We start from the raw sequence: 12,627 nt of genomic DNA on the forward strand, positions 1-12,627 counted from the left end.
GTCGGAAAGTAGCTGACCTTCCGCGAAACGCGAGCGGCCCGGAACCTTTCGGTTCCGGGCCGCAGTCGTTTTCGGGTGTCAGGCGTCGAGAACCTGGGCTTCGCGTTGGACCACCGGGGGCAGGACCGACCAGGGGAAGTTGATCCATTTGTCGGTGCGTTTCCATACGTATTCGCAGTCCACTTCCGAGTGTGGCTTCTGGTAGATGACCGCGCAGCGCACCTCGGCGACGTGGGCGTCGCAGAAGTCGCGCACCAGTTTGAGGGTTTTGCCGGTGTCGGCGACGTCGTCGGCGACCAGGACGGTGGCGCCGGCGAGGTCGATGGGTGCGGGTACGGGCGGCAGCATGACGGGCATATCGAGTCGCTGGTCGACGCCGGTGTAGAACTCGACGTTCTAACTGGTCAGTAGGGCTGACCTGGGGATTAGGTGGTTAACGTGCCACCGTCGCACGTCTATCGCACGTTTTCGGTTCATGTTCATCAAGAACACGAAGCCCCAGGTCGGCAAAGCCACGAATAAAGGTTACGGCTTCTGACCTGCACCGTTGTCATATGACCATGGGTCCGTGCTCATATGAACATTCCCCAGGTCAAGCAAGCCCCGTATAAAGTTTGGGGCTTCTGACCTGCGGGTTAGGCGTACAGCGCGTCTGTGAAGTCCGCAGTCTCCCGAACCGTGGGCACGTAGTGCTTCCTGGTCACCCGAGACCCGATCGCATGCCCGCCTTGCTGCTGCGCCGCCTTGTCCCCGTACTTCTCGGAGATCCGAGTCATGCCCGTCTTGCGGAGCGCCTTCGGCGTGGCCCAGTCCAGTTCGGTGCCCTTCAGCACCCGTACCCAGGTCTCACGGAACATGGTTGCGGAGATGGGGTTGCCCAGCTTGTTCGGGAACACCAGGCCGGTTGTCGGTTTTCCGACTGCCAGCCAACGGCGCTTCAGCATGGCCAGCGACTCGGCCGACACCTTGACCGTGCGCACCGATTCGTCTTCCTTCGGCATCGGCTGCCGCCACACCTTCCGCTTGCCGTCTGCACCCACCTGGACGACAGTTCCGGTCACGGCCACGGTTCCCGCTTCAAGGTCTACGTCTTCCCAGATCACGGCTAGCGCTTCGCCTGGTCTGCCGAGCAGGTCATACGTAAGCCGTGTGATGTCCATGAATCGCTTATCAGCGGTGGGGGATAGCTCGAAGTATTTGGCTTCGATCTCCCAGAACCGTTGCGTCTCTTCGGGTGTGAACGGCCGAGGTTCGTCCTTGTGTCCGCGTTCGATCGTTTCGGACTCCCGTGCAGGGTTGCCGGTGATCGCATCATCACGGGCAGCCAGTGCGAACGCTTCCACGAGTATGAGGCGCTGTCGGTATGCCTTCTCGCTCATGTGCCGGATCGGGTCTAGGTGCCGCTCCACGTGCGAGGTGCGCACTTCACCGATAGCCATCTTGCCCAGCTCGGAACCTTCAATCTTGACGGTGCCTTTCTTGCCGCCAGGGCGCTTCACAATCTCCGTGTAGAAGGCTGCGATGGACTGGCCCCGGTTGCCGTCTGGGGTGTTGCATTCCCGCTCGTACCAGGAAAGGCACAGTTCTAGGACTGTGGTCTTGCTGCTGTACTTCTGCCCGTATTCGGGCTTCCGGGTCTTCAGGGCCTTGTCTGCGGCTTCGGCTGCGTCACGCTTGGCCTTGGCCTCCGAAGTGCGGTACGCCTGCGCTGTGCGGGGCTTGCGTTCCCCGGTGAGTCTGTACCGGCAGATTCCCCGCCAATAGTCCTTCTTGCCGGTGGCCTGCCGTTCCTTGTCTATGGAGGCGTGCGCCTCTCCGCGCTTGCCTTCGGGGATGGGTGGCCTAGGCATGGGCTTCCTGAATGTGTGCCATGTTCTAGACGGTAGGTCAACTGTCCAGTAGCGGGCAAGTAGCTGTGAGCTGGGACACCGACCACACCACGGTCATGTACGCCAAGAAGAAGCTGATCATTAGCAACAAGGCGTTCATGGTTCTTACATGAGTTCACCGGCCAGAACACGGGCCTTGTACTGCACGAATGCGCGCAATCTCAAACGCACTAGGGGCTGAGACGTGTGAATGTGTCACCCCCATGCCTTTAGTGTTCTCCAGGTACCTCGAACGTTGACAACTCCACAGCAGAGACATTGAAAGAAGTAAAGCAAAAGGGCGCGCACACACAACCCGCGTAGCCCTAATTTTTCATGTCCAAAACCTGAGTTTCGAGTCAAACGACTCAGGTTCTAACTACTGAGGAGGTTAAGCCTCATGACCGACAGAAGCAAACTCGCAACCCCCGAGGAGTACGCCGAATACCGGCGAACAACCGTCCGCACGCTAGCGAACGAACGCTACAACGGCAATGGCTGCCCATTCGTCCGCTACGGCCGCGCTATCCGCTACCGGTGGTCCGATATCCACGCCTTCGAAGAGGTCAACACCTTCACCCGAAGCGACCAAGAGGCCGCCTAGTGGCCCAGGTGAACCAATGGGCGAAGCACTTCCAAGGCGTATGGGAAGAACGAGCGGCCAACCGTGGCCTGCCCGCATGGTTCCGAGTAACCGCACTCGCCTACGGACTCCACGGAGCAAATGGGCACGCATGCTTCGAGCCGGGAGATATCTCGATAACGCTCGGCAAGCCGTCCAGCCAAGGCGGATGGGAACCAATGCACAAAGCCCAAGTGCACAACGCCATCAAGACGGCAATCAAGTTCCAGCTCCTTGCCGACGACTCCGGGAGTACATGCCTGGTTGTTCCCGGCCATGCAATCCAGAAGGACTACGGCACCCGCAAGCCCTGCCCAGTCCACGAGGCGAAACACATCAAGCGTCGTCAGGTCAGTAAATGCAACTGACCCGGTAAGTAAATGCTACTTACCCATATCTCTCTGACCTGGGGATTTCATCACGCTCTCTTTGATCTGTTCTTAAGGAGGTCAAGCCTATGCACCAACCAGAAATGAGCGAAGGACTCAAAGCCCTCATGGCCATGGTCGAAACCATGCCAGACCCCGAACCCCAACCCGAAAGGGAACTGAAGAACCGAAGGGAACGGGAACTACACCGATACCTAGACCGGTCCATCCCGGACGTATGGCTGGACAAGTGGGATGCCATGGCAATGACCGGAGTAAACAACCGGTCCCTACAACGATGGCGACGCGCCTACCGGCTCAAAGGTGGCAAGCGCACCGCAGCAAGTAAGCACCCCGAACAGGTCTATTCCCGCAGGAGCCTGGCCCGATGCTACTTCGCAGCCAAGGACGCCCTAGCGGCTACCGCATTCAATGGCCGCCCCGGACCAGGTAGACCAAGCACGCTGGGCAAGGTCCGGGACCTACTCGCCGTATACCCCGGCATGACACCGGCCGAGGTAGCCCATGGCCTATCCATCAACCCGAGCACAGCGCGTAAGCACATGCGAACAATCAAGGCCGAGCAATGCTGAAGCCTTGCCTTGAATGCGGGGAGCCATCGGAGGCGACCAGGTGCAGTGAGTGCAGGCTACCGAGTGCGCCGAAGGAACGAGCTGTTGCAACCAGTTCGTACAAATGGAAGAAGCTAAGCGTTCAATTGCGCAAGCAACAGCCTTGGTGCACCGAGTGCAGTGCTACCGAGGATCTAACGGTGGACCATATCAAGCCATTGATAGAGGCTCCTGAGCTTGCTTTTAAGCGCAGTAATCTTCAGGTCCTTTGTCGTGTATGCAACTCCCGAAAGAGTGCGGGAGAACGGCGTACAGGGGCAACCAGGGGGGTAGGGCCGGGGGGCGACCAAGAGCACCCCTCAGGCAAGGCAGAGTTTGCGTTACACTACACCTGTAGTGGTATGGCTATTGACCCAAACGGGTCAGTAGGTGCCCGATGAAGGCCGGACCGAAGGGTGCAATCAAGGCTGCACCCCTGGACTTCACCGGATGGCCCAAGGATCGCGCCGCAAGGCGAATACGGTTCATCAAGGAGTACATCATCACGCCTTCGGGCGTTGGTGAGGCCAAGCCTATGGTGCTCCGGGAATTCCAAAAGGAGATCATTCGGGGCTCATTCGCCACCGGTGTACGTGACTCCCTGATCTCCATTCCCCGAGGCAATGGCAAGACGGCGCTTGCTGCCGCTCTAGCGGTTGCTGAGTTGTTCGTTGGCCCCAGGTCTGCCGAAGCGCTCATTGTTGCTTCAGATCAGCGGCAGGCGAACATTACGCTCCGCTTCGCGAAGCAAATGATCCAGCTGCACCCGGAGCTTGCCGAACGAGCCCACGTGTACGGAGACAGGATCGTTGTTCCCGAGAACGGTGATGCGCTCCTTCAGCCGCTGCCTGCCGATCCGGATGCACTCCACGGCTGGAACCCGTCACTCATGGTCATTGATGAGTTGCACGTGGTTACCGAGCTGGTGTGGGAAGCGGTCACGTCGGTATCCGGCAAGCGGCCCGAGTCGCTCACGCTGGCCATTTCGACGCCGGGCCACAACTCCGATTCGGTCATGTGGCGAATGGTCGTGGAGGGACGCAAGGGCGGAGACCCTATGTCGTACTTCAAGGAGTACGCGGCCCCGGCGGGATGCGACCTGGACGACCGGGAAGCGTGGCGTATCGCTAACCCGGCGATGTCGTGCAAGAACCCGTTCCTTACGGAGGACGGTCTTGCCTCGAACCTGAAGAAGCTCCGTGAACCGGTCTTCAGGCAGCTACGCCTTGGCCAGTGGGTAGAGGGCACCAACTCTTGGTTGCCTTGGGGCGCTTGGGATTCCGTCACCGCGGCTTCAGCCGGCTCGGGCATATCCGCCGGTCAGAGAGTGGTTTTCGCATTCGATGGTTCGGTGTCCCGCGACTCCACGGCCTTGATCGGCTGCACCCTGGACGGCCACCTGTTCGTAGAGGGCCTATGGGAGCGACCGGCCAACGTCCCGGACTGGCGCGTTCCCCGTGAAGAGGTCAACAACGCGGTAGATGCCGCATTCGACCGCTACGACGTGATCGAGCTGGCCTGTGACCCGTGGGCATGGCAGACCGACATTGAGCAGTGGGCGAAGAAGCACGGCGAGAAGCGCGTACTTCATTGGGACACATCGCAAGCCGTGCGCATGGCACCCGCGACGGACCGCATGTATCAGGCCGTGATGGAGAAGGCCATTACGCATGACGGCAACCCGCGCCTAGCCGCTCACATCTCCAATTGTGTTGCGGAGCAAACCAATAAGGGGACTGTCGTCCGCAAGGACAAGAAGAACAGTCCCAAGAAGATCGACGCCGCAGTAGCAGCGATTGCGGCTTACGACCGGGCCAAGTGGCACGAGTCGAAATCCAAGAAGAAGAGGGTGTATTACTCCAATGACTGATGACGCTCTGATCATTGATCTGATGCAGCGGCTTGATGAGCCGTCCGGCTGGTTCGCCGAGCTTGACCGGTACTACGAGGGCAGGCAGGCGCTTGCGTTCATGGCCCCCGAGTCGGCGAAGGCCCTGCGCATGTCCCGCATGGTCTCCAACATTCCCCGCCTTGCTGTGGAGTCGCTGGCGGAACGCCTCCGCGTGACCGGCTTCAGTGGCGCGAATGTGTGGCCGGACTGGATTCGGAACGACTTGGACCAGACCTCGCACATGGTGCACCGTGAGGCGCTGTTGCTGGGCAAGTCCTATGTGTCGGTGTGGGCGGACAAGTTCGGGCGTCCTACCGCTTCGGTGGAGTCGGCTTCCCAGGTTGCCGTCCAGACCGATCCGGGCACGCGGGAGGTTACGGCCGCTGTGAAGCGCTGGAGCACTCGGACCACTACGGAAGCGTGCTTGTACCTTCCGGACCGGATTGTTCGTCTCCGGGCTAACCAGACGGGTGCGACGACTCAGGGTTACAAGGTTGTCGGGGAGCAGGTGAACCCGATGGGTGTTGTTCCGGTGGTGCCGTTCATCAACACCGATCGTGTGATGACGTTCGGGACCGATGGCCGTGCGCTGGTCGGTGGTGGCCGGTCGGAGATTCAGGACCTTATGCCGCTGGTTGATGGCCTCAACAAGGTTCTGGCCGACATGATGACCACTAGCGAGATGACGGGGCGTCCGCGCCGTTGGGCTACCGGCCTGGAGTTGCAGGAGGACGAAGAGGGCAACGTTATTGCTCCCATCCCCGAGGGCTCCCGAGTCATGGTCTCCGAGGACGAGAGCACCAAGTTCGGGCAGCTGCCGCCGGGCGAATTGTCCAGCTACGAAGCGGCGGTGCGCGTGCTCCTTGGTCAGATCATGGCCGTGTCCGCGCTGCCCGCTCACTACGTGGGCGTGTTCACCGACAACCCGGCTTCGGCCGATGCGTTGCGTGCTTCGGAGTCCAGTCTTACCGCCCGCACTGAGTCCCGGCAGGCTGCCTTTGGTCGCTCCTGGGAGCAGGTGGCCCGCCTCATGGTCGCTGCCCGCGACGGTGTGGACCCGGCGCGTGTAGACGTTCGGGTGCAGTGGGCAGACGCTTCCACGCGTTCCGTGGCGCAGGAGGCGGACGCCATGGTGAAGCTCCACGCCGAGCGCATTTACCCCACGTCGTACGTGCTGAAGAAGATGGGTCACACGGACGACGAGATTGCCGAGATTCGGGCCGCTAAGCGCCTGGACAGTGTGGACGAGTCGGCGGGCTGGGCTGACCGGCTGGAGCTACCTGCGTGAGCTACCGAGACGAGCTGAAGGCACTCGGTAAGGCGGCCGGTGAAGCGGCGGTAAACATCTACTCCCGCTTCACCGCTGGGCAACTGTCCCGTGACGAGACAGTGGAAGCGCTGGCCCGGTTGATTGCTTCGGCGAACTCCCGAGCCGCCACCCTGGCGGACACTGCGCTTGCCGTGGACCTCATGAAGCAACTGGGCACAGCTGTTCCGACGCAGGGCATTACCCGGCCGGAAGGCGACATTGCCCGGCTGCGCAAGGCATCAAGCACGGTGCTGGAGAAGGCGAACGCTTCCCCAGTGCCGGAGGCGATCATTGCCCGCCTTGCCCGCTCCGAGGCGCTCACGGCTGCCGCTGAAGCGTTCTCCGAGGCCATGCGGAAGAACCGGAAGGTGAAGGGCTGGGTACGGGGTGTGTCCCCGAACGGCTGCCAGCTGTGCGAATGGTGGTGGCGTGAAGGCCGTGTGTGGCCTGCCAATCACCCAATGCCGACACATAAGGGGTGCACGTGCGCACCGAAACCTGTTGTGCGGAAGTCGATTGCATCAACTATCAAAACACGAAGGATGAATAATGCTGGATGACAACATGATTGAAGAAACCGCGGGAATGCCGGCTGCGGAAGATCCCCAGGTCAACGAAGGGATTTCCGAAACGCCTGAAGCGGTAGCGGAGGAGGCTCCGGCCGAGCAGGCAGAGCAGGAGCCGGACACCTTCCCCCGGTCCGTCGTGGAGAAGCTCCGCAAGGAGAACGCCACCATGCGTGACCGCGCCAAGCAGGCCGATGCACTGGCCGAGCGCCTGCACTCTGCCTTGGTGTCCAGCACCGGGAAGCTTGCCGACCCGACAGACCTGCCGTACGACCCGGAGCACCTGGACAACCCGGAAGCCCTGGACGCAGCCGTTGAGGCCCTGCTAGCCCGGAAGCCTCACCTTGCTTCGCGTAAGCCGGTGGGAGACATCAACCAGGGTGCCCGGCCTTCCGCTTCGGGTGACGTTGACCTTCTCGGCATGATGCGGGGTGCGCTGTGAGCTTCACGCCGATCACTTCGCAAGAGGACTTCGAAAAGCTCCTGCACAAGCGCATGAACCGGCCGGTGGAGAAGGCCCAGGTGGCTGCCTCTATCGCTCTACTTGATGCGATCCGGTCGAAGGCAATCCCGGAGACCTCCATTGCCACGGTGGAATCCCTGTCCCGCGCCTACGCACTGGTGGTTCACGGGCTCGCCTAAAACCGGCTTTCATGCCTGGTAGGCAACATCTGAAGACAAATGGGTAGGGGTGCGCCTGGCGCGGCCCCTGCCCTTTCTTCTTCGCCCTGGCGGCGAGTGGAGACCTTCCGACCCTCACGCAATCGCGTGGGGGTCTTTCCATTCAATCCCCCAGGGAGACAAGAACATGACCGTCAATACCACGTCCGCTAAGTCGCTCATTGCCGAGCAGGTTTCGACCGTTCTCATTCAGCCACTGGAAGCCGCTTCCGTCGTGCTGTCCAATGGCCCGACCGTGTACCAGAGCGCCGAGCCGCTGCGACTCCCGACCCTCACCGGCGGCGAGACTGCTTCGTTCGTCGGCGAAGGCGAAGACATCCCGGAGACCTCCACCGGCTTCAACCACATCGACCTCATGCCTTCGGACCGCAAGTCCATCAAGACGCTGGAGACCCTGACCAAGGAGACCATTCGCCAGTCTGCCGTTGGTGTGGAAGCGGCCCTGCGTGCTCGCCTGGTGAAGATCGTTGCCGACAAGCTGGACAGTGCCCTTCTGGGTGGCGACGGTGCCGACAAGAGCATCACCGGCATCATCAACCAGGCCAAGGTCCAGAAGATGCCGGACGCCGATCTGACCAAGCCGGACACCTACCTGGACGCCATCGCGAAGTGCATCGCGAACGAGGTCACTCCTAATCGCTGGTTTATCAACGGCGAGGACTTCATTGCACTGCGCAAGGTGAAGGACAAGCAGGACCGTTACCTTCTGGAGGCGGACCTTACGAAGGACGCCACCTACCGCCTGTTCGGCATCCCGGTGGTTGTCACCAACAAGATTGCCAAGGGCAAGGTTGTGCTGGCTGACATGTCCCAGGTCGCTGTTGTGCGTGACATCGCGCCGGAAATCCAGATCCTTACTGAGGCGTTCGCGACCAAGGGCAAGGTTGGCATCATCGTTGATACCCGCTTTGACCTGGGCCTGCTGCACCCGGAGGGCGTTGTTGTGCTGACCGCGAAGACCACTCGCTAAGTAGCTCGCCAAATTGGAGGGGTGCCCTACGGGGTGCCCCTCCTTTTCGTGTATCAGGAGGAAAATATGGCGAATACTGCGACCCTTCAGCGGGGCTTGCCCGAGTTCTGGGCGCTTGGCCCGAACAAGGACACCGTTAAGGCATGGTTCAAACTGTCGGAGCCCTACAAGGGCAGCGACGAGGACGGCAACCCGACCAATCATTTCGGGGTAGTGGTTCGCCACACTCCAAGCGGGGAAGACCCCAACGGGAACCCGATCAAGGGCAAGGCCACCCTGTACGACGAAGCAGCCGACACGCTTGTTGCGAAATACGGCAATCCCTTCGAGGTAGAGCTACCCGGCGACTGGCCTGCCGATCCGTTCCCCGTCTACACCGCACTGTTCGAGAAGATCGAATACACGGTGCCGGTGCCTGATCCGCTGACCGCGACACTTCGGGACGGGCTGCCTGAGTTCTGGCAGGACAAGCCGAACGTTAAGGCGTGGCTGAAATTGTCGGAGCCGTTCGAGTGGTACCGCAGCCAGGGCGCGCCCATCACGATGACGGGCGTTGTCGTGCAGTACCAGGACGAAGAAGCGACACTGCACCCCGATAACGCAGACGACAAACTTACCGGTCTACGCGGTATCCCACAGTGGCCCAACCCTGGCACGGAGGACCTGAAGGTGATCTTCACGGACCTTCTGAAGGACATCGGATACGACTACGTGGAACGAGAAGACCCCAAGCCGGGCCAGGACGATTGGGGCAAGGTGATTGCCGCATTCATGGGTGACCCGGCCGCAGAGGCGCTGGCCAGTCAGGTTGCGCCGGTGATCATGACGCTTGCTCGCTCGTACACACGGAACGGGTTCAAGGGCGATACACCGGAGAACGTTCCGGGGGACATTGGGGCCGTGATCATTGCGGCGTCTGCGCGTATGGCCGCCAACCCGACTCAGACCGAGCAGTATCAGGCTGTTGGTTCGATGATTGGCCGGGTTGGTGCAGGGTTCCAGGGCTGGTCTCTGGTTGAGCGGGCGGTATTGCACCGCTACCGAAAGAGGGCGCTGTGAGGTTCCCTCGGTTCAAGTTCCAGTTCGATGCGCCGCACACGGTCGGCTGGTCGGTGCTGGTGGCGGATGGCAAGTGGTCGGACCCTGAACCTCACAAGGTGATGGGTTGGGGTGCCCCTCAATCGAGGGACCAGAAGTACGTAGAGCTGCCTGGTTCCCGGATCGTTGTGGAGCTGGAGTTGTATGTGCCTCCGGGCTTCCCGGAGTTCACGGCGGCATTGAAGCCACGGGTTACGTTGCCCGATGGGCGTGTGTTCGAAGTTATCGGTTTCAAGGAGGAGGCTCAGTCTCCCGGCGGTTGGAACCCCGGCGCTGTGGTCAACCTGAAGGCTGATCCGGCGCACATGGTGTAGTAGAGACAGAAGGCCCCCGGCTTGTCCCTCGCGGGATGGGTTGGGGGCCTTTTCGTGTATCTGCAACCGTAGTCATTTCAACCATGGTTGCCGTTGACCAGGCTGGTTCCAACTTGTCCTTTTGGACAGGTTCCCGCCCACTGGCGTAGCACGTTTCAGAGCACGAATTGAGCGTGATCGGGCATGTTTTCCGGTGATCCCCAGTGATCAATAAGTTGGGGCGTGTCTGCCGCACATCCCTTGTCCGACAACAGAAAACACCCCCTGACCGGGTATCCGATCGGAGGGTGTTTCACGCAGCCGTCTGAAACTCGACGTTCATGACGTGGAGGTTCTTGACGTCGAGGGCGTAGCCGAGGGCTCCGGCGACGAAGAGGCCGCCGCGGGCGATGGAGAGGATGAGGTCGGGTTCGAAGCCGTCATCGGCGATGGTGCCGGCCAGGTCGCGGCCGGCTCGGCCGAACAGCTCCCAGGTGAGTTCTTCGCGCTCGGCCATTCGTGTGTCGCCTTCTCTCGTCGCTGTTTTGTTGCGCTCCCACGATATGGCACGGGGGGTGCGGTAGCGGTTGTTATGGTGCGGTCTTCTTATGGCTGGTGGGTGATGGTGTACCAGAGCAGTGCGACGGTGGCGAGGGCGAAGATCGGTACCAGGACAAGGGTTTCCATTTTGTTGCCGGTGCGGTCGATGATCGGGAACCTGGTTCGGGTTTTGAGGGGCCAGAGCAGGGGGCAGCCGCGTTCGGTGAGGCAGTCGCCGATGAGGTGGGCGAGTGCGCCGAGGCCGACGGAGAAGGGGAGCCAGGCGGGTTTGTCGCTGATCCAGTGGTCGATGGCGAAGGTGCCGCTGGCGGCGAGGATGACGACGGTGCCCCAGGCTTTGACGCTGTCGCCGGTGGGGGCGAGGTTGAGGGCGCGGACGGCGAGGGCGAGGAGGAAGAAGACGAGGGCGAGGGTGAAGTTGCGGCCGATCCAGTGTTCGCCGGCCCAGGTGCCGTAGGTGACGAGGGCGACGAACAGGAGTGAGTGGGTGCCCTGTCGGTGGCCGCCGGAGATCCGGGAGATGAAGCGGCAGGCGTAGTGCGATATGGGGCCGAGGACGTGGGAGATGGTGCCCTTGGGGTGGTCGGCGTCGGGAAGCAGTGCGGCTCCGGCGGTGAGGAAGGTTCCCATGACCAGGTCGACGGCGGCGATGTCGCCGACATGCATGTCGGGGTAGGTGAGGAGGGTGAGGGGGAGCGCCGCGGCGGCGGCCGACCAGGCTAGTGCGCCGCTGGTCGCGTGTGAATGTCCTAGCACCGCGAGAAGGTTAGCCGATCTAAGTTGTAACGTGTTCGTGCTGTCGTGTGAGGGCAGGCACGTTGGGCGGCAGGCGATTCCGGCCGCTGGTTCAGCATATGGGTGCTGTTGGTTTCGTGAAAGGTGCTGGCGCAGTGTTTCTTTCGCGGTGTCGATGTGGGGGTTTCGGTGCTGTTCGCGGGCCTGGGCGCGGTGGCGGGGTGGTGGTGAAATAGTCTCCGGCGGTATGGGTTTTCGCTCGGAAGGGTACGGATATGTCGGTCGCGGCCGCGGTGAGTTCTGAGATTCAGCGCATCGGTGGAGGTTTCATGTTCTCCCGAGAGGCGCGCGAGTTCTCGGCGAGTACCGGCGTGGAGGGCTTCATGGGTGGGTATACGCGGGGTCGGGGTGGTGTGCTGGGTGAGGTGGACGCGGATGTGGTGAGTGCGGCGTTCGGGTTCTTCAATCCGGTGACGATTCGGGCGGCGTGGGAGGCGTCGGCGGCGGTGCCCGCGGCGACGGCGGCCGAGGGTTATCTGTTGGCGTGTCAGGATTTCGGGCGTCGCAAGCTGGCGTCGTTCGAGAGTGCGGATCGGTTGGCGGAGCTGTTGGAGGCGGTGGTGGTGGCGGCGGATCCGGCGGGGGTGGCGTTGTTCGCCGGGTGGCGGGCGATGCCGTTGGCGGCCGATGGGCCCGGGCGAGTGTTGCAGTTGGTGCATGTGCTGCGGGAGCTGCGTGGCGGGGTGCATTTGATGGCGGTGCGCAGTGCCGGTTTGACGCCGTTGCAGGCGGTGTTGGTGAAGGGGTCGCCGTTGAATCCCGGTCCGAAGCAGGCGGTGTGGTTCGGGTGGCCGGAGCCGTATGAGGAGGTCACGGCGGAATTGACGGGGCGTTGGGAGCGGGCGGAGGCGATCACCGATGAGCTCTGTGATCCGGTGTTCGCGGTGCTCGGTGCCGACGATGGTGCGGAGTTGGTGTCGCTGGTGAAGGCTTGTGACGCCGCGATTTTCGCGCGTAGTTGAGCGTTGTGCGCGTGCTGCCTCGCGTGAGGCAG

15 protein-coding genes and 2 pseudogenes are annotated in these 12,627 nt (G+C 61.8%); 13 read left to right on the forward strand and 4 right to left on the reverse strand.

Going from position 1 to position 12,627, the window contains the following annotated elements; genetic code table 11:
- Positions 1 to 78: 78 nt before the first annotated feature.
- Both NU1_RS30125 and NU1_RS30130 read right to left on the reverse strand, forming a co-directional pair.
- Positions 79 to 396: pseudogene (locus NU1_RS30125) on the reverse strand (phosphoribosyltransferase); the annotation flags it as partial.
- Between the two features lie 239 nt (positions 397 to 635).
- On the reverse strand, positions 636 to 1,850 hold the full coding sequence (locus NU1_RS30130; protein WP_067526854.1) for a site-specific integrase: 1,215 nt from the start codon (positions 1,848 to 1,850) through the stop codon (positions 636 to 638).
- Between the two features lie 418 nt (positions 1,851 to 2,268).
- Here NU1_RS30130 and NU1_RS30135 point away from each other — a divergent pair, with 418 nt between their 5' ends.
- The 12 genes from NU1_RS30135 to NU1_RS30180 all read left to right on the forward strand — a co-directional run bounded on the left by NU1_RS30135 (position 2,269) and on the right by NU1_RS30180 (position 10,298).
- Entirely contained in the window at positions 2,269 to 2,472 is a 204-nt protein-coding gene (locus tag NU1_RS30135) for a hypothetical protein (protein WP_067526855.1), read from the forward strand.
- Positions 2,472 to 2,858: a hypothetical protein gene (locus tag NU1_RS41900; RefSeq protein ID WP_157553238.1), complete on the forward strand. Its 387-nt coding sequence runs from the start codon at positions 2,472 to 2,474 to the stop codon at positions 2,856 to 2,858. Before NU1_RS30135 ends, NU1_RS41900 begins: the two co-directional genes overlap by 1 nt.
- A 104-nt stretch (positions 2,859 to 2,962) precedes the next feature.
- On the forward strand, positions 2,963 to 3,451 hold the full coding sequence (locus tag NU1_RS41905) for a hypothetical protein (RefSeq protein ID WP_157553240.1): 489 nt from the start codon (positions 2,963 to 2,965) through the stop codon (positions 3,449 to 3,451).
- Positions 3,445 to 3,870: an HNH endonuclease gene (locus NU1_RS44390; protein WP_084521937.1), complete on the forward strand. Its 426-nt coding sequence runs from the start codon at positions 3,445 to 3,447 to the stop codon at positions 3,868 to 3,870. Before NU1_RS41905 ends, NU1_RS44390 begins: the two co-directional genes overlap by 7 nt.
- Positions 3,867 to 5,339, forward strand: coding sequence for a terminase large subunit domain-containing protein (locus NU1_RS30145; RefSeq protein ID WP_067526857.1), 1,473 nt, complete (start codon positions 3,867 to 3,869; stop codon positions 5,337 to 5,339). Before NU1_RS44390 ends, NU1_RS30145 begins: the two co-directional genes overlap by 4 nt.
- Positions 5,332 to 6,648: a phage portal protein gene (locus tag NU1_RS30150; RefSeq protein ID WP_067526858.1), complete on the forward strand. Its 1,317-nt coding sequence runs from the start codon at positions 5,332 to 5,334 to the stop codon at positions 6,646 to 6,648. The genes NU1_RS30145 and NU1_RS30150 overlap by 8 nt, the downstream gene beginning before the upstream one ends.
- Positions 6,645 to 7,229 (forward strand): hypothetical protein, encoded by a 585-nt coding sequence (locus tag NU1_RS30155; protein ID WP_067526859.1) that lies wholly within the window; start codon positions 6,645 to 6,647, stop codon positions 7,227 to 7,229. Before NU1_RS30150 ends, NU1_RS30155 begins: the two co-directional genes overlap by 4 nt.
- Positions 7,219 to 7,677, forward strand: a complete 459-nt coding sequence (locus NU1_RS30160) for a hypothetical protein (RefSeq protein WP_067526860.1) — start codon at positions 7,219 to 7,221, stop codon at positions 7,675 to 7,677. Before NU1_RS30155 ends, NU1_RS30160 begins: the two co-directional genes overlap by 11 nt.
- Positions 7,674 to 7,877, forward strand: coding sequence for a hypothetical protein (locus NU1_RS30165; protein WP_067526861.1), 204 nt, complete (start codon positions 7,674 to 7,676; stop codon positions 7,875 to 7,877). The genes NU1_RS30160 and NU1_RS30165 overlap by 4 nt, the downstream gene beginning before the upstream one ends.
- 166 nt (positions 7,878 to 8,043) lie before the next feature.
- Positions 8,044 to 8,886 carry a phage major capsid protein gene (locus tag NU1_RS30170; protein ID WP_067526862.1) on the forward strand — a complete coding sequence of 281 codons (843 nt, stop codon included), beginning with the start codon at positions 8,044 to 8,046 and terminating at the stop codon, positions 8,884 to 8,886.
- Positions 8,887 to 8,952: 66 nt separating this feature from the next.
- Positions 8,953 to 9,945, forward strand: coding sequence for a hypothetical protein (locus tag NU1_RS43515; RefSeq protein WP_245720381.1), 993 nt, complete (start codon positions 8,953 to 8,955; stop codon positions 9,943 to 9,945).
- Positions 9,942 to 10,298, forward strand: a complete 357-nt coding sequence (locus tag NU1_RS30180) for a hypothetical protein (protein ID WP_067526863.1) — start codon at positions 9,942 to 9,944, stop codon at positions 10,296 to 10,298. Before NU1_RS43515 ends, NU1_RS30180 begins: the two co-directional genes overlap by 4 nt.
- 301 nt (positions 10,299 to 10,599) lie before the next feature.
- On the opposite strand, the pseudogene NU1_RS30185 reads toward NU1_RS30180, so the two are convergent.
- A pseudogene (locus NU1_RS30185) lies at positions 10,600 to 10,794 on the reverse strand (phosphoribosyltransferase); the annotation flags it as partial.
- Between the two features lie 89 nt (positions 10,795 to 10,883).
- Complete coding sequence (locus NU1_RS30190) at positions 10,884 to 11,594, reverse strand: metal-dependent hydrolase (protein ID WP_067526864.1); 711 nt, start codon at positions 11,592 to 11,594, stop codon at positions 10,884 to 10,886.
- A gap of 254 nt (positions 11,595 to 11,848) precedes the next feature.
- Here NU1_RS30190 and NU1_RS43875 point away from each other — a divergent pair, with 254 nt between their 5' ends.
- Positions 11,849 to 12,595, forward strand: coding sequence for an SCO6745 family protein (locus NU1_RS43875; RefSeq protein WP_067526865.1), 747 nt, complete (start codon positions 11,849 to 11,851; stop codon positions 12,593 to 12,595).
- The last annotated feature ends 32 nt before the right edge of the window (positions 12,596 to 12,627 follow it).

The sequence above is a fragment of the Nocardia uniformis NBRC 13702 genome (assembly GCF_001613345.1).
Lineage (GTDB): Bacteria > Actinomycetota > Actinomycetes > Mycobacteriales > Mycobacteriaceae > Nocardia > Nocardia uniformis.